The 18,398-nt window shown below is 64.6% G+C and carries 19 protein-coding genes; 8 read left to right on the forward strand and 11 right to left on the reverse strand.

The window, feature by feature from the left end; translation table 11 throughout:
* The first annotated feature begins 196 nt into the window (after positions 1–196).
* The gene (locus tag IEX78_RS02570; RefSeq protein ID WP_188827067.1) at positions 197–739 is read left to right on the forward strand and encodes a TetR/AcrR family transcriptional regulator; all 543 of its coding nucleotides are present in this window, start codon (positions 197–199) and stop codon (positions 737–739) included.
* Here IEX78_RS02570 and IEX78_RS02575 read toward each other — a convergent pair.
* Together IEX78_RS02575 and IEX78_RS02580 are read right to left on the reverse strand one after the other, a co-directional pair.
* Entirely contained in the window at positions 736–2,595 is a 1,860-nt protein-coding gene (locus IEX78_RS02575) for a Na+/H+ antiporter (protein ID WP_188827068.1), read from the reverse strand. The genes IEX78_RS02570 and IEX78_RS02575 overlap by 4 nt on opposite strands.
* 24 nt (positions 2,596–2,619) lie before the next feature.
* A complete protein-coding gene (locus tag IEX78_RS02580; RefSeq protein WP_188827069.1) occupies positions 2,620–3,390 on the reverse strand; it encodes a histidine phosphatase family protein in 771 nt (256 codons plus the stop codon).
* 103 nt (positions 3,391–3,493) lie between these two features.
* Between IEX78_RS02580 and IEX78_RS02585 the strand changes: the two genes are divergently transcribed.
* Positions 3,494–4,216 (forward strand): DsbA family oxidoreductase, encoded by a 723-nt coding sequence (locus IEX78_RS02585; protein WP_188828325.1) that lies wholly within the window; start codon positions 3,494–3,496, stop codon positions 4,214–4,216.
* Between the two features lies 1 nt (position 4,217).
* Here the strand turns inward: IEX78_RS02585 and IEX78_RS02590 are convergent, their stop codons facing one another.
* Positions 4,218–5,276 (reverse strand): glucose 1-dehydrogenase, encoded by a 1,059-nt coding sequence (locus tag IEX78_RS02590; RefSeq protein WP_188827070.1) that lies wholly within the window; start codon positions 5,274–5,276, stop codon positions 4,218–4,220.
* A 207-nt stretch (positions 5,277–5,483) separates the two neighbouring features.
* On the opposite strand from IEX78_RS02590, the gene IEX78_RS02595 reads away from it, so the two are divergent.
* The 5 genes from IEX78_RS02595 (at position 5,484) to IEX78_RS02615 (ending at position 11,825) form a co-directional block, all read left to right on the forward strand.
* Positions 5,484–6,269, forward strand: a complete 786-nt coding sequence (locus IEX78_RS02595; protein ID WP_188827071.1) for an N-acetylmuramoyl-L-alanine amidase-like domain-containing protein — start codon at positions 5,484–5,486, stop codon at positions 6,267–6,269.
* Between the two features lie 21 nt (positions 6,270–6,290).
* Positions 6,291–6,635 (forward strand): hypothetical protein, encoded by a 345-nt coding sequence (locus tag IEX78_RS02600; protein WP_188827072.1) that lies wholly within the window; start codon positions 6,291–6,293, stop codon positions 6,633–6,635.
* Between the two features lie 42 nt (positions 6,636–6,677).
* Entirely contained in the window at positions 6,678–9,035 is a 2,358-nt protein-coding gene (locus IEX78_RS02605; protein ID WP_229683668.1) for an ATP-binding cassette domain-containing protein, read from the forward strand.
* Between the two features lie 112 nt (positions 9,036–9,147).
* Entirely contained in the window at positions 9,148–10,455 is a 1,308-nt protein-coding gene (locus IEX78_RS02610) for a DUF1254 domain-containing protein (protein ID WP_188827074.1), read from the forward strand.
* Positions 10,456–10,457: 2 nt separating this feature from the next.
* Positions 10,458–11,825 carry an MFS transporter gene (locus IEX78_RS02615; RefSeq protein WP_188827075.1) on the forward strand — a complete coding sequence of 456 codons (1,368 nt, stop codon included), beginning with the start codon at positions 10,458–10,460 and terminating at the stop codon, positions 11,823–11,825.
* 9 nt (positions 11,826–11,834) lie between these two features.
* Here IEX78_RS02615 and IEX78_RS02620 read toward each other — a convergent pair whose 3' ends face one another.
* From IEX78_RS02620 to IEX78_RS02650, 7 genes are all read right to left on the reverse strand, one after another.
* Complete coding sequence (locus IEX78_RS02620; RefSeq protein WP_188828197.1) at positions 11,835–12,443, reverse strand: LysE/ArgO family amino acid transporter; 609 nt, start codon at positions 12,441–12,443, stop codon at positions 11,835–11,837.
* A 357-nt stretch (positions 12,444–12,800) separates the two neighbouring features.
* Positions 12,801–13,013: a helix-turn-helix domain-containing protein gene (locus IEX78_RS02625; protein WP_188827076.1), complete on the reverse strand. Its 213-nt coding sequence runs from the start codon at positions 13,011–13,013 to the stop codon at positions 12,801–12,803.
* Positions 13,014–13,171: 158 nt separating this feature from the next.
* Positions 13,172–14,140, reverse strand: a complete 969-nt coding sequence (locus tag IEX78_RS02630) for a helix-turn-helix domain-containing protein (RefSeq protein WP_188827077.1) — start codon at positions 14,138–14,140, stop codon at positions 13,172–13,174.
* A 111-nt stretch (positions 14,141–14,251) separates the two neighbouring features.
* Positions 14,252–14,935, reverse strand: coding sequence for a GNAT family N-acetyltransferase (locus IEX78_RS02635; RefSeq protein ID WP_188827078.1), 684 nt, complete (start codon positions 14,933–14,935; stop codon positions 14,252–14,254).
* Positions 14,932–16,089 carry a ThiF family adenylyltransferase gene (locus tag IEX78_RS02640; protein WP_229683669.1) on the reverse strand — a complete coding sequence of 386 codons (1,158 nt, stop codon included), beginning with the start codon at positions 16,087–16,089 and terminating at the stop codon, positions 14,932–14,934. Before IEX78_RS02640 ends, IEX78_RS02635 begins: the two co-directional genes overlap by 4 nt.
* A gap of 160 nt (positions 16,090–16,249) precedes the next feature.
* On the reverse strand, positions 16,250–17,098 hold the full coding sequence (locus IEX78_RS02645) for an alpha/beta hydrolase family protein (protein ID WP_188827079.1): 849 nt from the start codon (positions 17,096–17,098) through the stop codon (positions 16,250–16,252).
* Positions 17,095–17,331 (reverse strand): DUF1272 domain-containing protein, encoded by a 237-nt coding sequence (locus IEX78_RS02650; RefSeq protein ID WP_188827080.1) that lies wholly within the window; start codon positions 17,329–17,331, stop codon positions 17,095–17,097. The genes IEX78_RS02645 and IEX78_RS02650 overlap by 4 nt, the downstream gene beginning before the upstream one ends.
* Positions 17,332–17,408: 77 nt before the next feature.
* On the opposite strand from IEX78_RS02650, the gene IEX78_RS02655 reads away from it, so the two are divergent.
* Complete coding sequence (locus tag IEX78_RS02655; protein ID WP_188827081.1) at positions 17,409–18,005, forward strand: TetR/AcrR family transcriptional regulator; 597 nt, start codon at positions 17,409–17,411, stop codon at positions 18,003–18,005.
* A 4-nt stretch (positions 18,006–18,009) separates the two neighbouring features.
* On the opposite strand, the gene IEX78_RS02660 is transcribed toward IEX78_RS02655, so the two are convergent.
* Positions 18,010–18,318 carry a hypothetical protein gene (locus IEX78_RS02660; RefSeq protein ID WP_308426509.1) on the reverse strand — a complete coding sequence of 103 codons (309 nt, stop codon included), beginning with the start codon at positions 18,316–18,318 and terminating at the stop codon, positions 18,010–18,012.
* Positions 18,319–18,398 lie beyond the last annotated feature (80 nt).

Here is an 18,398-nt window from a genome sequence, read left to right on the forward strand (position 1 = left end):
GCGTTTGCTCTGAAACGCTAAAGCTTGCGCCAGCTGACCGTCTGATCACCAATAATGTTGGCGCACTAGGTAATTCGCGGCCTCACCGCTCAGATGGGATGATCGGACAACTAGATAACGGCCAAGCGGATCATCGTTACGATGGGGTACTGTTCGCATCCTCCACCCCCGCCCGCACGCACAGATCGGCATCGCGATGTCCCGAGTGGTCACCAAGGAGCAGTACTACGACACCGCCGTGACGGTGCTCGCCGAATTCGGCTTCAAGGGGCTCAACATCGGTGTGCTGTGTCGTCGGCTCGGCGTCACAAGTGGGTCGTTTTACCACCACTTCGGCAGCTGGCAAGGCTTCGTCGACACCCTGCTCGAACACTGGGAAACCCGCCAACTCGACGAGCTAGCCACCCTCGACGTCGGCAGTGACCCAGCCGCCGACGTCGTCGCCTTCTCCACCCTCGCCAAGGGCCTCGAACACGGCGCTGAAGCCGCACTGCGCGCCTGGGCGGCCAACGACGAATCAGTCCACGTCACCATCAAGCGCGTCGACGCGTCCCGTCGCGAAACCGTGCACCGCGTCATCGACCGCGTCGTCGCCGACTCATCAACGGCCGCTGTCGTCACCGAATTCGGCCTCGCGATGCTCATCGGCTACCAACAACTCGCCGCCGCGGGCGAAGCAACCCAACTCGACCCGCTGCTCGCCCAATACGCGCGACTGATCGAGTCGCACCGCAACTAACCAAGCAGCTCGTCGACGTAGCACCACCGCCACACCTCACCGGGCTCGACGCTGCGCATCACCGGATGCGCGCTCGCCCGGAAGTGTTTGTTGGCGTGGTTGCCAATCGACGACTCGCAACACCCAATGTGGCCGCACGCGGTGCACATCCGCAGATGCACCCAGGGCAACCCTTCCGCGATACACGTCGCGCACACCAATTCGCCGGTCGGTTCAGCGACAAGCGGGGCACACCGCAGATGCGCGCACCCTTCTTCGAGCCCTGCCGCCGCGGACAGTTCCCGCCGCTCTTCGACTTCGTCATCCTCGTCGAAACGGTCGATCATCGATTCCTCAAGATCGAGCCGGGACAAAACATGTTGCAGCACTTCATAATCGGCGCCACCGGCGTCACGGACCGCGAGCACGACGTCGCGTTCGGCGGCGAGCATCGCCAACCGCAACCGCCGATACTCGGCCGTCGGGGTTTCCACTTCGGCCTCCGGTCGACCGAGCCGCTCCCACGCCGCATACGAACGCCACACCAGGCGTTGCCGCAACGATTCGATGACCGGCTCCGGTGTCGATGGGCGGATCTGGCGATCCAACTCGGCCAACCCGGCCGTCGCCGCCTGCTGCAACAGATCCGCTTTCGCCAACGCGTCCTCAGCGCGACTCGGCCCGTGCAACTTGAGCAGCCGCACTAACCACGGCAGCGACGTGCCCTGCACCAGCAACGTTCCGCCGACGACAACCAGCGCGAGCAGTTCAAGGACTTGCAGTTGCGGGGTGGTGTTGGGCAGCAACAACACTGCGGCGAGGGTGACCACCCCGCGCATGCCCGCCCACGACACCACCGCCAGCACCCGCAGCGGCACCGTCTGCCGTCCGGTCAACCGGGCGAACAACGTCGGCGCGCACACCCAAATCGGGCGCGCGACCATGACCGCGGCCAACACCGCGATCGCTGTCCACACCAGCAGCGAATGCGACAACCCCGAGTGCCACGCGCCTTCGACGATCCAGCGCACCTGCAACCCGATCACGAGGAAAACCGTTGATTCGAGGACGAATTGGATCGTGCGCCAGTTCGTTGTTTCGGCGACCCGCGACGCCGCGCTCTGCCAGCGTTGCGCACCGTGGCCCAGGATCATCGCGCATGTCACCACCGCGATCACCCCGGACGCGTGGACACGTTCGGCGGGCAGATACGCGATGAACGGTGCGAGGAACGACACGGCGGTGTCGAGCACGGGGTCGGTGATGCGGCGGCGCAGCAGTATCAACATCAGCGCGACCAGCCCGCCGATCGCCGCGCCGCCGCCTGCGGCCAGGAGGAAGTCGCCACCGAGGTCCCACACGGTGACCGCCCCGGCCATCGCCGCGATCGCCCCACGCAACGCGACAAGCGCGGTCGCGTCGTTGAACAGCGACTCATCTTCGAGCACGGTCACGATGCGACGTGGCATGCCGGTGCGCCGCGCCACCGCCGTCGCCGCGACCGCATCCGGTGGCGCGACGACGGCGCCCAACGCGACGGCCGCCGCGAATGGCACCGGCAACAGCAACCAAACAACAAGGGCGACAACGAAAGTGGTGAAAAGCACCAGCCCGACCGACAGGGACACGATTGTTCTGACATTGGCGCGGAAATCGACAAGCGACGTTCGCAGTGCGGCCGTGTAGAGCAGGGGCGGCAACAGACCGAGCAGCACCACCTCAGGTTCCAAGTGCACCTGCGGAACCATCGGCACATACGACGCGGCCACCCCGGCGACGGTCAAGACGAGCGGTTCAGAAATTCCGAAGCGTCGCGCGAACGCCGCTAACGCGACCGCCGCCCCGACAAGCACAACCAACCCGATCGCCACATGCACGGCTCAGATTGTCGCAGAAAGTCGTTAACCAGCAGCTTCAACGAAGTCCGCGTCCTTGCCTTCGGCGAGGTGATCAGCCGACCCCCACACCCGAAGCGCCAACCGGTTCCCTTCGCGCCGCCACTGCGACACCGACGCCGTCGGCACCGAAACCAAATCCGGGGTCGCACCGAAGCCGTCGATGACGTACCGCAACGCCGACAGCACCGCGTCATGGGTCACCAACAGCACCTGCTCACCGGGCGCGACCGCATCAAGCTCGGTGAGGAAGCTGCGCACCCGCATCGCCACATCGGCAATCGACTCGCCGCCGGGTGGGCGATACCACCAATCACCGAGCCGTTCGCGGCGGGCGGCTTCGCTGGGGGAGGCCCGCCGGATCGCCGGTTGCGGGAACAGGTCGAAAATCCCCATCTCGCGGTCGCGGATACGTTCGTCAACGACGGTGCGGATCGGCCGCAGATGCCGGTTGCGTTCGGTCGCTGTCGCCGCCATCAACGCCCAGGTGAGCCGGGTGCGTAAGTAAGGCGAGCACACAACAAGATCGGGGCGTTGCACGCTACCCAACCCGGCAAGCCATTGCCCGAGTTTGCGTGCTTCCCACCGGCCAACGTCGGTCAACTCGACGTCGGCGTCGGTGGTGCGCATGTGCCGGATGTTCGTTGTCGGGTCGGCGAACCACACATTGGCCTCGCTTTGCCCGTGCCGCACCGCCCACAATCCGCCGATCGTATGCGGGATTGTCAACCCTTGCGGCACCGAAACCCAACCCCTGCCGCGCTGTTCGAACCCCATCAACCCTCTAACAACATCGAAAACTGGGAATAGCGAACCACGCCCGCGGCGTTCCCATCCACACGCGTGTCCACTTCAAGAGTTTGGCCCCAAGGAGGCGGCTGTGCCCACTCAAGTTGAGATCTGGACCGACATCAACTGCCCGTTCTGTTACCTCGGCAAAGCCCGCTTCGAAGAAGCGTTGAAGGCGTTTCCGCACCGTGACGACGTGCAAGTCGTGCATAAGTCCTTCGAACTCGACCCGACGATCGCACCCGACCACACCGGTCCCGTCGTCGACCACATCGCCGAAAAGTACGGCATCTCCACCGACCAAGCCGCCGCCAACGAACGCTCCATCGGCGAACAAGCCGCCGAGCTTGGGTTGCCGTATCAGATCAGCGGCCGCGACTTCGGCAACAGCTTCGACATGCACCGACTCCTGCACTTCGCCCTTGAACAGGGCAAACAAGATCAACTACTCGACGCGCTGTACGCGGCGAACTTCGCCGACGACAAACCCGCGTTCGGCGACACCGCCCGCCTCGCCGACATCGCCGCCGACGCTGGCCTGGATAAAGCCGCCGCCGAAGCCGTCCTCGCCGACCCAACCGCTTACGCCGACGCTGTCCGCGCCGACGAAGCCGAAGCCGCCGCACTCGGGGTGAACGGGGTGCCGTTCTTCGTTTTCGACGGCAAATACGCGGTGTCAGGGGCGCAACCGGTGCCGGTGTTCACGCGCGCACTCGAAACCGCCTACAACGACGCGCCGCGCCCGCAGCTGCTCGTCGACCAAGAAACCGACGCAACCTGCGGGCCCGACGGGTGCGCGCTGCCGGAGAACTGACCTACTTCTGCAGGTCGATGACGACCTTGATGTCGTCGTGCGGAACGGTGATATCGAACGCCTCCAGGGCCCGCGACAACGGCAGCCGCCGCGTAATCAGCCCCGAAAGCCACTTTTTATCGGCTTTGGCTAGCGCGGCGGCAGCCTGCTCGTAATGGTGCCGGTTCGCATTCACCGATCCGAAGACCACCCCGTTGCCGAGCACCATGTTGCGGTTGAGCGCGCCCACGTCGACAGGTGAACTGCTGCCCGGCGAAGACACCCCGGTCAAGCACACGATCTCGCAGGGAATATCGAGCTGCATGGCCTGCACCACCACAGCGGGCGCGCCGGTTGCTTCGATCACGATGTCGGGGTTGACCGCTTTGGCCGCGTCAGCGACCGAACCGGTGTGATACGTCGCGCCGAGTTCTTCCACCAGTCTCGGTTTCACGCCTGAGGTCGCGCGGTCAAGCACATGCACATCTAGACCCTTGAGTTTGCCAATCATGGCCGCCAGCAACCCAATTGGGCCCGCACCGGTGACGAGCACCCGCGTCGGATCGAACCACGCGCGTTTGTCGATGTTGTCGATCTGGTCCCACGCCTTGGCGACGACGGTCGTCGGCTCCATCAGCACCCCAACCTCACCCAGGCTCGGGTCCAGTTTCACCGCGTAATCAGCCAACACCGTCCACCCGGTCGACCCGTACCCGTCGACCTCCTTGATCCCGCGTTCCACGTAAAGCCCGTTGCGGCACATGTCGAACTCGCCGCGCGCACACGCACCACACGGCACCGGGTCGGGGCGGCGCACAATCCCGACGATGATGTCGCCTTCGGCGAACCCGCTGTCCTTCGGCGCGGCCTTCACCCGACCAAGCGACTCGTGGCCCAAGATCAGCTGCTGCTTGCCAGGGGGAGCCCACCCATACAGTCCCGACGCGATCTCGCGGTCAGTGCCGCAAATGCCCAGCGAGATCCCTTCGACAAGCAGTTCGTTGAGCCCGACAACCGGGTCTTCCACCTCTTGGACCTGCAATGACCCGGGCTGATGCGGGATAACTGTCAGCGCACGCATTCGGCTCTCCTTCTCGCAAGCGACCAAACCTCAGGACCGGGCAACTCTTGAGCGAACCCGCCGCACGCGCGGATTACCTGCATCAACGGTACTCGAATTCGCGACAAGGGTGACCTGTGACACTGCCGCACCGGACGTGACCGGGCGGCGATCGGTTACCGTGGCGGACGTCATCGCCGGAAAGCTCGTTGCTGTTGTGGAGGCACCATGCGGATCGCTGTCGCGGTCATCACCCTGTTCGCCGCCCTACTGACCTGTGCGCCCGCGTCGGCGACGCCAGCGCTCAACGCGACGACATCGACGGTGATCAACGACCTCATCGCCACCCGCGCCGCGGCCGGTCCGGTAGCGAAAGGTGAACTGATCGAACGCCTTTCGGGGCGACTGCTCGGCACGCCCTACCGCGCGAACATGCTCATCGGCTCAGCGAGCGAGCCCGAACAGCTCGTCATCGACCTGAGCGCCGTTGACTGCTTCACCTTCCTTGACTACGTCAACGCCGCGACGACCGCGACCAACCCCGACACCTTCACCACCGCGCTCATCGCCACCCGCTACCGCGACAGTCGCGTCGAATTCGCTTCGCGCAAGCACTTTTTCACCGACTGGGCAACCGGAACCGCACCGCTGGCCGACGACATCACCGCCACGCTGAGCGCGGACGCGACCACCGTCGCCAAGACGCTCAACGCCAAGGGCGACGGCTCGCTGTACCTTCCCGGTTTGCCGACGGTCGACCGGGCGATCACGTACCTGCCCAGTTCGGCCGTCGACGCCGCGGTGACCGGTGGGTTGCGCACCGGCGACTACCTCGGCGCGTACACCCCGACCGCCGGACTGGACGTCACCCACGTCGGCATCCTCATCAACACCCCAGCGGGCCCGATGTTCCGCAACGCGTCCTCGCTGGTCGCCAACAACAGGGTCGTCGACCAGCCGTTGAGCGATTACCTCGCGACTGTGCCCGGTGTCGTCGTCCTCCGACCTCGATAACCCGCGAGTAGGCTGACTGCCATGCCTGGCGACCGCATCACCTGGACCAACTTCGCTCCCCGGCAACCAACCGATGCCGACCGAGCCGCCCTCCACACCGATCTGGCCGACCGCGCCCGCCTCGTCCGCACCGAAGGCTGGGCTGCCCACCGCGACACCTGGCCAGCCGGCGTGGTCGCCGCCGTCGCGGCCGTGTTGAACGACGCTGAGGTGCTCAAAGAACTCGACGAAACCGAAGCCCAGGTGTTGACCCGCTACGCCGCCGACCTCTACGGCTTCACTGACAGCCGCAAAGACATCGCCAAAGGGCTTCCCAACACCCAAGCGTGGTTCGACAGTGTCCGCAAAGCCGCTGGCCTGGCCTAGTTCGGGCGGTTTTTGTCACACCCTTGCGGCACTATGGTCGGCATGAGTATCGCTGCTGCCGATAGCCACGATCTGATCCGCGTCACCGGCGCGCGAGTCAATAACTTGCGCGACGTGAGCGTAGAAATCCCCAAGCGCCGCCTCACCGTGTTCACCGGCGTATCCGGGTCGGGTAAATCGTCGCTCGTGTTCGGCACCATCGCCGCCGAATCGCAGCGCCTCATCAACGAAACCTACAGCGCGTTCGTCCAAGGTTTCATGCCAAGCCAGGCCCGCCCTGATGTCGACGTCCTCGACGGGCTCACCACCGCGATCCTCGTCGACCAGTCCCGCCTCGGTGCCGACCCGCGCTCCACCGTCGGCACCGCAACCGACGTCAACGCCATGCTGCGCATCCTGTTCTCCCGCCTCGGCACCCCGCACATTGGTTCAGCGCAAGCATTTTCGTTCAACGTCGCCTCCATCAGCGGTGCGGGCGCGGTCGAAGTGGAAAAGAACGGCGTCACGGTGAAGGAACGCCGCAGCTTCGCCATCACCGGCGGCATGTGTCCCACCTGTGAGGGCAAAGGCACCGTCAACGACATCGACCTCACCGCCCTCTACGACGAAAACCTGTCACTCGACGAAGGCGCGCTCACCATCCCCGGCTACAGCATGGACGGGTGGATGGGCCGAATCTTCAAGGGCTCCGGCTTCTTTGACCCCGCCAAGCCGATCAAGAAGTACACCAAAAAGCAGCTCGCCGACCTGCTGTACAAGGAACCAACCAAGATTAAGGTCGAAGGCATCAACCTCACCTACGAGGGGTTGATCCCCAAGATCCGAAAGTCGATGCTGTCCAAAGACATTGACTCGCTGCAACCGCATGTGCGCGCGTTCGTCGAGCGGGCCGTCACGTTCGGGGTGTGCCCGGATTGCGATGGCACCCGCCTCAACGAGACCGCGCGGTCATCGAAAATCGCGGGCAAGTCCATCGCCGATGTGTCGGCCATGCAGATCACCGACGTTGCCGAATGGGTCAAAACCATCGACGACCCCTCAGTCGCGCCGCTGCTCGAATCGTTGCGTTCCACCCTCGACTCGTTCGTCGAAATCGGTCTCGGGTACCTGTCGCTGTCGCGGCCATCAGGCACGTTGTCCGGGGGAGAGGCACAGCGCGTCAAAATGATTCGCCACCTCGGGTCGTCACTCACCGACGTCACCTACGTATTCGACGAACCGACCGCCGGCCTGCACCCGCATGACATTCAACGGATGAACGGGCTGTTGCTGAGGTTGCGCGATAAGGGCAACACGGTGTTGGTTGTCGAACACAAACCCGAAACCATCGCCATCGCCGACCACATCGTCGACCTCGGGCCTGCCGCCGGTTCCGGTGGCGGCACGATCTGTTTCGAAGGGACCGTCGACGGGCTGCGCTCGAGCGACACCGTCACCGGTCGCCACTTCGACGACCGCGCCACCGTCAAGAAGGCGGTGCGTAAACCCAAGGGCGCGTTGAAGATTCGCGGTGCCACGGCCAACAACCTCAACAAGGTCGACGTCGACATTCCGCTTGGCGTGCTCGTCGCGGTCACCGGCGTCGCAGGCTCCGGCAAGAGCTCGCTCGTACACGGGTCAATTCCCATCGACGAGGGCGTCATCTCCGTCGACCAAGCCCCCATCAAAGGTTCGCGCCGGTCCAACCCCGCCACCTACACCGGTCTGCTCGACCACATCCGCAAAGCGTTCGCCAAAGCAACCGGCGCGAAACCCGCCCTGTTCAGCGCCAATTCCGAAGGCGCATGCCCCAATTGCAACGGCGCGGGCGTGGTCTACACCGACCTCGCGATGATGGCGGGCGTGTCCACCCCGTGCGAGGTGTGCGAAGGCAAACGCTTCCAGGCCGAAGTGCTCGAACTCACCTTCGCGGGCAAGAACATCAGCGAAGTACTTTCCATGCCCGTCGACGAGGCACTCGCCTTCTTCAGCGAGGGGGAGGCCCGCACCCCCGCGGCCGCGAAGATCCTCACCCACCTGTCCGACGTCGGCCTCGGCTACGTGACCATCGGCCAACCCCTCACCACCCTGTCCGGCGGTGAACGTCAACGCCTGAAATTGGCAACACACATGTCCGACAAGGGCGGCACCTACATCCTCGACGAACCAACAACCGGCCTGCACCTCGCCGACGTCGAACAACTCCTCGGCCTCCTCGACCGCCTCGTCGACGCCGGCAAATCGGTGATCGTCGTCGAACACCACCAGGCCGTCATGGCCCACGCCGACTGGATCATCGACCTCGGCCCCGGCGCGGGCCACGACGGCGGCAACATCGTCTTCGAAGGCACCCCCGCCGACCTCGTCGCCGCCCGCAACACCCTCACCGCCGAACACCTCGCCGACTACGTGGGCGCATAACCACCCGTTGGGGCTCGTCCGGGCCGGGAAATCACCCGGTTCGGATGAGCAACCCAACCCCCAACGTCGGACACGATGGGCTCACCCGACCGCGCTCGACGACGGAGGACCCATGACCGTGTTGTCCGATGACCTCAGCACTCTCAGTTACGAGGCGTACGTCTACCTGTACTCCCTGGTCACCATGGACATCACCCGGGAACAGCAAACCAACTCCCCGGTCGGGTCAACGCCCGCGTTCGGGCCGCCCAACGAGTTCCACCACATGCTCACGCTGCCCGACGTCGACTTCCGTGCCGTCGTGCGCCCCAACTTCGACACCCTCTACTCGTCGGCATGGCTCGACCTGTCGAACGGGCCGATCAAGCTCCACATCCCCAACAGCAACGACCGTTTCTACATGATGCCGATGCTCGACGCATGGACCGACGCCTTCGCCTCTCCCGGCAAACGCACCACCGGCACCGACGAACAGGACTACGTGATCGTCGGCCCCGAATACATCGGTGAACTGCCCGAAGGCATCCCGGTCATCACCGCGCCAACCCCGATCGTGTGGATCATCGGCCGCACCCAAACCGACGGCCCCGACGACTACCCGGCCGTCAACGAGTTCCAACACGGGCTACGCCTCGAAGTCCTTGGCGACCCGCCCCCGTTCAAGCCCGACCCGAAAAAGGTGAGCACGGTCGAACCGTTGCGCCAAGTCGCCGACATGCCCGCGCTCGACTTCTTCGCCCGCGGTGCCGACATCCTCAAAACCATCCCACCCCACCTGACCGACTACGCGATCCTCGCGCGCATCGCGCTGCTCGGCATCGTGCCCGGCGACGACTTCGACGGCACCCGGTTTTCCGCCGACGAACAACAGGCGATCTCCGAAGGTGTCGCGAAAGCACGCGCCGACCTGCTCGCCGCCCGCCAAACAATGATCCCGCCGCTCGACGGCTGGATGAGCATCCTCTACAGCATCGGCGTGTACGGCAACGACTACTTCCGCCGCTCAGCGGTGACCCTGATCGGCCTCGGCGCCAATAGCGCCGAAGACGCCGTCTACCCGCTGCTTGTCGCCGACGCTGACGGCAACCCGCTCCTCGGCGACAACAATTACGTGATCCACTTCGCTAAAGGCAAGCTCCCGCCAGCCGCCGCGTTCTGGTCGGTCACCATGTATGACCTTGAGGGCTACCAGGTCCCGAACGAACTCAACCGCTACGCCATCGGCGACCGCGACAACCTGAAATACAACCCCGACGGCTCCCTCGACATCTACGTCTCCCACACCAACCCGGGCCCAGAACGCGAATCCAATTGGCTCCCAGCACAACTCGGCCCGATGGGCATCACCTTGCGCCTCTACGCCCCCGACGCCGAAGCACTAGACGGCAGCTGGACCCCACCGCCGGTGCGGCGCGTTTAGTTATGACTAACGGGCCGGGCGGGTTCACTCACCGCCAACTCGCCACTCTCGGCGCTGCCATGCTCGGCTTCTTCGTCGTCGGCCTCGACGCCCAAATCGTCAACGTCGCGCTCCCCGACATTGGCAAAGCGCTCGGCGGCGGACTCTCAGCACTGCAATGGATCATCACCGGGTACACCCTCACCTTCTCGGCACTGATCCTCTTCGCGGGCACCCTGTCGGACCGCATCGGCGCCCGCCACACCTACATGCTCGGCATGGTCCTCTTCGTTGTCGCATCAACAGCCTGTGGGCTCGCACCCAACCTCGGCGTGCTCGTCGCCGCCCGCCTCGTCCAGGGCGCGGGCGCGGCACTGGTGACCCCAACGTCGCTCGCCCTCATCCGCGAAGGATTCACCAAAGAAGCCCAACGCACCCGCGCGATCGGACTGTGGGCCGTCGGCGGTTCCGTCGCCGCCGCCGCGGGCCCGATCGTCGGCGGCGCGCTCACCATCATCGACTGGCGCTTCATTTTCTGGGTCAACATCCCCGTCGTCGCGTTCGCCCTGCTGTGCGCGACCCGAACCGTCGTTTCCCCGCGCCGCAAAGTGCCCTTCGACGTCGTCGGCCAACTCTGTGCGATCGTCGCGCTCGGCAGCTTCACCTTCGCCGTGATCGAAGGGGAAAAACTCCGCTGGACCAGCCCGATCATCATCGGCCTGTTCATTGTCACCGTCTTCGCCGGCGCGGGATTCCTCGCCGCACAGCACTGGGGCGCCCACCCGATGGTCCCGCTCCGACTCTTCACCGACAAGCAGCTCTGCATCGTGCTGGTCGTCGCGTTCACCACGATGGCCGCGTTCTACGGCGTCGTCTTCGTCCAAAGCCTGTACTTCCAAAACCAACGCCACGAAAGCGCGCTGATGACCGGCGTGCTGTTCCTCCCGATGACCGCGCTCGTCACCATCCTGAGCGCCAAAGCGGCCACCCTCATCGACCGATTTGGTCGCCGCGCGCTCATCACCTGCGGCGTCACCCTGCAAGCGGCCGGTTTGCTCGTGATCGCGTTCCTCCCCGAATCCGTGTCGATCTGGACGGTGTCGGCGGCGATGATTCTCGTCGGCGGTGGGGGAGCGCTCACCGTTCCGCCGCTCACGTCGATCGTGCTCGACCACGCACCCATCGAACTCGCGGGCACCGCGTCCGGTGTGCTCAACACCTTCCGCCAGGTCGGCGGCTCGCTCGGTGTGGCAGGCATCGGCGCGGTGATCGCCGCGCATACGGCCTTCATGTCAGGTATGCGCATCGGCTTGGTCGCGACCGTCATCGTCCTGCTCGTGACGGCGGTATTGAGTCTCGGCCTCGACGGACGTAAGCGGTCGCACGCGTGATCGGTCAAGTTACCCCAGCACCAGGCTGAGGGCGAGCGCCGCCATCACCACCGCGATAGCCCCATCAAGCACCCGCCACGCCACCGGTCGTTGAAAGAGCGGCGCGAGCCGTCGCGCGCCGAACCCAATCCCCGCGAACCACACCACGCTGGCGATCATCGCGCCGAGCGCGATCATCCATTTGTGCGCGTGCGCGTTGGCGTACCCGCCGAGCAACACGACTGTGTCGAGGTAAACATGCGGATTCAGCCAGGTCAGTGCGAGGCAGGTCAGCATGGTCGCGCCGAGCGCTGTCGAAGCCCCCGCGGTGTCGGCGATCAACGCTGACGAACGGAAGGCACGGCGCGCGGCGAGTACCGCGTACCCAAACAGGAACGCGGCTCCGGCGTAGCGGACCACCGTGACGAGCATGGGCGCGGCTTCGATGACCGCACCGAAACCCCCAACACCCGCCGCGATCAGCGCGATGTCGGACCCCGCGCAGATCGCGACCACCGGCAACACATGCTCCCCACGAATCCCTTGCCGCAACACAAACGCGTTCTGCGCGCCGATAGCCACGATGAGCGAAAGTCCGAACCCGAACCCGGTGAGTGCGGCGGCCAAAGATGAGGGAATCACGGTCCCACGTTAGTGTCCGCGCCTGGCGGTAGTTCAGCAGTGGAGGGGTTTGGCGCGAATTGTTTTGTCACAGTGACGAATTCACGTTGATAACCGGGAACGGGCTGCCGTAGCCGATCTACCGATTTAATGTCACGTGACGTAAAACGAGGGAGTGGTTCCCGGATTCCTCGGCTGGAACCCGAAACTCTTCCGCCGCGCGTCACCGGTGCGCTCAGGGTTTACCGGCCATCGCTACGGTTACGACACCGCCTTGAACGCACGCGCGAACGCACCGAAAACCCCTCTCGCCGAACCGGTTTCGCGCGCCGATAATGCACATTATGTCAAGTAGACGCTAACTCCCGCCCCCGCTCAGCAAGAAATGGAGCCTCCCAGCGAACTGTCCAGCCGCACCCCGAGGACCCTCGTGAGTTCACCGACGCTGTCGGCACTCGGCTTGACCACATCGCGCTCCCACCGGCTGATCTGGTCGCCGTTCTTGATGCCGATCCAGTCCGCCAACTCCGCCTGCGTAAACCCGGAGGCCATCCGTGCCGCTCGAATGGTTTTACCGATCGTGGACATGGTCTCCCCTCTCTGTCGATGCCCTCGGCGCGAACGCTGTGAAGCGGTCTCGCGCAACCACATTCGAACGATAAAGCGCATCGAGTCGGTACGGGAGGCTGTGCGTGCACTGCCCATGACTGTGCACGCACAGACGTACGCGCACAGCAGGTAGTCAGCTAGGGCTTCGAAGTGATGCCGTCGCAACGGCGCCAGTCGCGCGGGGTGATCCCGAATGCCGCACGAAAGCGTCGGGCGAAGTGCGCCGCGTCACGGAAACCGACCGCACCAGCCACCGCCGCGATGGATCGATGCGCGTAACCCTTGTCGATCAACATGTCTCGGGCACGAACCAGGCGCTGCTCGATGATCCACTGCTCAAGGCTGATATCCGAGTTCGCGCACACCTTGTATAGGTGGCGTACCGAAATATTGTTGGCCGCGGCTATGCCCGCGACCCTGAGCGTCGGATCTGACAAGTTCGCGCGCACATAGCCAAGGATCTGCTCGATCAGCAGCTGTTCGGGTATCGCAGCGCCGTCACCAGGTCCACGCCCCGCCGCCGAAATCAACAGCGCCCGAACCATTTCCAAACACGCCTCGCCCACTGACGGTGCGGCCGGGTCGTTTTCGAGGTCGTCGGCGATCCGAACGAGGTGTTGAATCTGGGCAGTGACCATCGTGTAGAGCGGCGATGCCGCCAGCCGCCCGTGCGCGGAGACAACAGTCTCTTCCGAAATGCCAAGACGCTCCCGCGAGAACTGCAGACACAGAGTGCCACCGAGACCATGCCAGCCGGAGGCGAAAGCGGTTGACAGGTCGATCACCTCGCACGCGCCGGGCTCGATCAAGGTCTGCGACCCGAATTGCTCATGCTGGCGCACCTGCCCGTTCTGCACGGTCACCGTGAGCGTGTCACTCGGCGCGATACGCTCGTGCCTGCGCGTGCGGCACACCTGGTGACCTGACACCTCCGATCGGGTCAGCGCGACGGGCCCTAACAGCCACGCCTGGTGCCTGCTCACAACCTGATCCGGAGCGTCCCACAGTCGTAAGTTCGCGCCGATGTCGGCTTCCTGCAGGATCGCGGTAACCGCTTCGGGTCGCTCGGCGGGTGTGAAAGCGTCAGAGTCGATCAGCACTGCCATCGGTGGTCTCCACTTCGGAAGTTCGCCGACGGGGGCCGCTCCCCTTCGCCGGCCGCTGCGCACAGGCCGACCCGAGCACAACTACTCACTCGGGGCCTATAGACGGCGATGCTATCGCGCGGCAACGCTCCGTGAGCCCGATTCGTCAGGGTTGGCCACTAATTTCCCCACGCGCACGGCCGGTTGCGCTGTCTCCGTTGGCCGTAACGCTAGGATCCTCTGCTCGGCTGCCGAGGCCGTCGCGGTCCATTCCGGTCGGACCGCCGCATACGTGCACACGTCGCGCCACTGTCCCTGAGTTTGATAAAGCTGCCGCAGCCGAGCCTCCCGCACCAAACCGACGCCGGCCATCACGGTGTCCATCACCGGATGGTCGTGGCGATGCCCAGCCCAAACCCGGTGAATCCGAAGCGGTCCGAACGCGAACGCGGCCATCATTCGTCCTGCTTCGATGCCACCCGCGCGTAGCGCCCCGCCGGGGAGAACGACGAGTCCGCCGATCATCGCGTTGCTGCCGAACTCTTCAACTAGCAGAGAAATCGTGCCGACCATGGTGTTGTCGTCTGGCGCGGTGATCGCCAGTGGGTACTTGCGCCGCTGATGGTCCAGCCGCGAGACGAGCGCGCGGTCGAACGCGGCGGTGGCAGTCGGGATATCCATGGCGTCGGTGCCCATGTATCGCGTGAGCCGAGGGTCGGTGAAGATCCGTTGATACACGGCCAGGTCGTCGGCGTTCAGGTCGCGTAGGCGCAGTCGGGCACCGACGATGTTGACATCACGCAGATCGACCCTCACCGGATAACCTCAAGCAAGCGAGCCGATTTCGCGCCAATGAGTTCATCGAGGTCGATATAGGTGCGACCTGACACGACCGCTTCGCCAAGCAGAATGCGCCGTGCCGTGTCGGTGAGCACCGCGCCGCCCAGCATCACCCCCGAGGCCAACTGCGGCCAACTCGACAGCGACGTGCCGATCGCGCCGATGGCGTCACGCATCGCCTGACTCAATCCTCGCTCATCGACCATACTGAGCAGTGTTGACCGTTGCTCCTGCTCGCTCATCTGTGCGACGTCAGCCGAAGTAAGCGCGCCAACGTGCCCGTGCAACAGCGGCCGCAGCGGTTCGATATCGAACCGCTCCACATCGAGCATGCCGCGATCATTGGTGTCCATCAGCACCGGAATGCCTCGGCGGCGAGCGAATTCGCGCGCGGCGAGCTTCACCCACACGGTGTCGCATTCCTCTACCAGTAGGTCGAGCGGTGCGTCGCCGTTGACCCCGTCGAAGAACGCCGCGATGGATTGGCTAGTCACCCCATCGGGGCACACTTCTATCTCGAGGTACGGGTCGATCTCGTACATCTGGCGTGCCGCGAGTACCGCCTTTGATGCCCCGAGATCGGTGACCGCGGCGCGCAGCCGGTTCAGGTTCGACAACCCGACGGTGTCGAAATCGGCAAGGCGAAAGGATCCGCCGACGCCCTCCATCGCCAAAGTCAACGCCGCGCTATTGCCGACCGAAAGTCCGATCACGCCAATTCTGCGCTCGCGCAACCGTTCTTGGCTTGGTTGATCGAGTTTGCCGCGATTGCGGTCGGTGCGGACGCGGTGAAAACTGGTGCGGGGCAACACATGTGCCAGCTCACCACGCCACGGATAGAATACCCAGGTCCCCCACCGCCACGCTGGGGTGTCACCCAGGATCCGCTGTCGCGCTTCCGCGAGTGATGTCGTCGAGTGATCAACGGATGGGTTCGCGCAGCTGATGAGCTCATTGAGTTGATCGTCGATCGTGTCGTATACCGCGTTGACTTTCGATGACGCGATCAGTGCGCGTAGTTCGCTGAGCCCTTCCTCGCTACTCGCATCGAACAGCATCGGGCGAAACCGTGCTGTCGCTGTGCCGGAAGCGAGTTCCGGCGGACGCGCGACCGAGTGATGCCCAACCATGTGCGCACAACCTCCTCAAGAGACGAACGATCGTCGTACTTGTCTGTTGCTCGTACGCACCAACCTACCCGCAGCACACTTTCAGCTAACTATTCATCGATTCCTCGGCATGGCGTCAACTTCACTGGCGCACTGGCGACTTGGCTGACGGTCGTGGCGGCTACTGCCGCGGTTGATTTGGCAGCTCCGGTTGTGGGGTCGCCAGCGACGCGGGTGAAGTCGGCGACGCGAAGCTCGGTATCCACCGCGCGATTGCTTCGGTGACCGTGTCGGGACGCTTCAACCATGCGGTATGGCCCGCGGGTTCTCCGAAGTGCACGCGCGTCGGTGCGGCACCCTCGAACAACCGCGCAAGGGCGTCGACGGATGACGCTGGCGCGAGTGTGTCGCCGTCGAACGAGATCGCGAGCAGCGGGAAATCTCGATTCAACGCCAACCGAGGCTCCCTCGACCACCATCCCGTCCTAGTCATCCGCGCCCAGTCGCCGATCAGCTTCGCCGACTGTCGCCCGAAGCCAAACCGGCGGCCGTCGAAAACTCCCTGCACGCGCGCCACTCCGGCGAACACGGTCGGCAGCACCAGCGGCACCATGCGTGCGCGCCCGTTGAAGGCCCGCCAATGCGGTGTTCCTGCCGCGACGAGGACAAGTCCGTCGAACTGCCCCGGCGTCAGCGACTCCAGTCCGGCCGTCAACTGTCCGCCGAGGCTGTGCCCGACCAGGATCAGCGGCCCGGTTTCGCGCTCGCGCACCCATGCGATGGCCTCGGTCAGGTCGCCGGTGATGAGATCGGCGTACCCGAATCGCGTCGCGCGCGAGAGGGCAAGCGGGCTGTCACCCTGCCCTCGATAGTCGAGGGTCAGCACATGAAATCCCTGTGCTTGCGCGACTTCGGCGAAGCGTTGATAGTAGCGCGCGTCCACCCCGAGTGCGGGCAACACCACCAGCGTGGCCGCTCCGGGCTTTCCCGAAAACCAGTGGGCGACAGCACTATTGGGCAAGGTGATCATCGGGTCGCCCCCTGAATTTTGCGGAGCAGCCGAGCCGGTGCTCGTCGTGCGATTTCAGCCACCCCCGTGGTGCGCTGCGGTCGCCGAACCAGCTCCCCCGCACAGTTCGGGCAAACCCCGTGGGCGGACGCGCAGCCTGCACAGTAGGTGCACTCGTAACTGCAGATGAACGCTTCGCCGTCGTCGCGCAACGGCGCGGAACAGGTTTCGCAAGTCGACTTCATCTTCAACATGGCGGGCACTCCCTCGCTCTCACATACAAAATGTATGTCACATACAATGTGTACGTCATCGAACGAGAGAAGGCAAGATGTCAACGGTTCGCGAAGCAGCCGCAGCACGGACTCGGGCGACGCTGATCGAGGTCGGCACCGCGTTGTTCGCCAAAAAGGGCTTCGCTGAGGTGACGACCGCGCAGGTATGCGAAGCCGCAGGGGTCACTCGAGGGGCGCTGTACCACCACTTCGGCAGCATGGTCGGGTTGATGGAAGCCTGTTTCGCCGCCGTCGACCACGGGGTTGTCGACACGTTGTCGGCGCACACGGTCACCGGAACCTCAGCCGAACGGTTGCGCGCGGTGAGCCACGCTTTCGTCGATCAGCTCGCCGACGAAACCATCCGTCAGATCCTTTTCGTCGAAGCTCCCGCCGCCCTGGGCTGGGCACGCTGGCGCGAAATCGACGGCGGCCGATCACTTGGCCTGGTCAAAAGCCTGCTCGTCGCCGCACACGACGAGGGCGATCTGCTCCCCCGGCACAATCCGAAAGTGCTCGCCCACCTGCTGTTGGGCGGACTGAACGAGCTCGCGATGTTCGTCGCCGCATCACGCTCGCGCGAGAAGGCGTTGGCGGACGCCCACACCGAGCTGAGTGCGGTGCTCGACGGCATCTTCACGCAACCTGTGTGACGGTTCAGCGCGGTGTCAGCGTGATCCCGCCGATTTCCACGTCACCGAAATACGCAGGCCCCGAGTACCCGCCGTTCCCGTCGCTGTTGAGCACGACGCGGTGCCCGGGAAACAGGTCGATATAGCCGCCGGTGGGCGTCGGATGGATGGGATAACGCCCGATCAAGACCAGCTCCCCACCCTCAACCCGCGCATCGCGTTGCAGGAGCACGACCCCCGCCGACAAAGTCGTTGACGTGTAGTTGCCGGGCTCAACATCGGCAGCCGCTTGCCCAACCCCGCCAAGGAACACGGCAGCCCCCACGACCCCCACAACCGCGGCACCCCGAACAATCACAGCCCTGAACTGGGTAAACATCGCCAACTCCTGTCGCCTGAGGAGCCTAATTTTAC

The sequence above is a fragment of the Nocardia camponoti genome (assembly GCF_014646135.1).
Lineage (GTDB): Bacteria > Actinomycetota > Actinomycetes > Mycobacteriales > Mycobacteriaceae > Nocardia > Nocardia camponoti.

Coding starts and splice junctions, on each gene's coding strand:
- IEX78_RS02600 (WP_188827072.1), top strand. CDS start 6,291: ATGCCTGGCGACCGCATCACCTGGACCAACTTCGCTCCCCGGCAACCA.
- IEX78_RS02645 (WP_188827079.1), bottom strand. CDS start 17,098: ATGATCACCTTGCCCAATAGTGCTGTCGCCCACTGGTTTTCGGGAAAG.
- IEX78_RS02590 (WP_188827070.1), bottom strand. CDS start 5,276: ATGCGTGCGCTGACAGTTATCCCGCATCAGCCCGGGTCATTGCAGGTC.
- IEX78_RS02615 (WP_188827075.1), top strand. CDS start 10,458: ATGACTAACGGGCCGGGCGGGTTCACTCACCGCCAACTCGCCACTCTC.
- IEX78_RS02580 (WP_188827069.1), bottom strand. CDS start 3,390: ATGGGGTTCGAACAGCGCGGCAGGGGTTGGGTTTCGGTGCCGCAAGGG.
- IEX78_RS02610 (WP_188827074.1), top strand. CDS start 9,148: ATGACCGTGTTGTCCGATGACCTCAGCACTCTCAGTTACGAGGCGTAC.
- IEX78_RS02625 (WP_188827076.1), bottom strand. CDS start 13,013: ATGTCCACGATCGGTAAAACCATTCGAGCGGCACGGATGGCCTCCGGG.
- IEX78_RS02605 (WP_229683668.1), top strand. CDS start 6,678: ATGAGTATCGCTGCTGCCGATAGCCACGATCTGATCCGCGTCACCGGC.
- IEX78_RS02640 (WP_229683669.1), bottom strand. CDS start 16,089: ATGGTTGGGCATCACTCGGTCGCGCGTCCGCCGGAACTCGCTTCCGGC.
- IEX78_RS02595 (WP_188827071.1), top strand. CDS start 5,484: ATGCGGATCGCTGTCGCGGTCATCACCCTGTTCGCCGCCCTACTGACC.
- IEX78_RS02570 (WP_188827067.1), top strand. CDS start 197: ATGTCCCGAGTGGTCACCAAGGAGCAGTACTACGACACCGCCGTGACG.
- IEX78_RS02655 (WP_188827081.1), top strand. CDS start 17,409: ATGTCAACGGTTCGCGAAGCAGCCGCAGCACGGACTCGGGCGACGCTG.
- IEX78_RS02630 (WP_188827077.1), bottom strand. CDS start 14,140: ATGGCAGTGCTGATCGACTCTGACGCTTTCACACCCGCCGAGCGACCC.
- IEX78_RS02650 (WP_188827080.1), bottom strand. CDS start 17,331: ATGTTGAAGATGAAGTCGACTTGCGAAACCTGTTCCGCGCCGTTGCGC.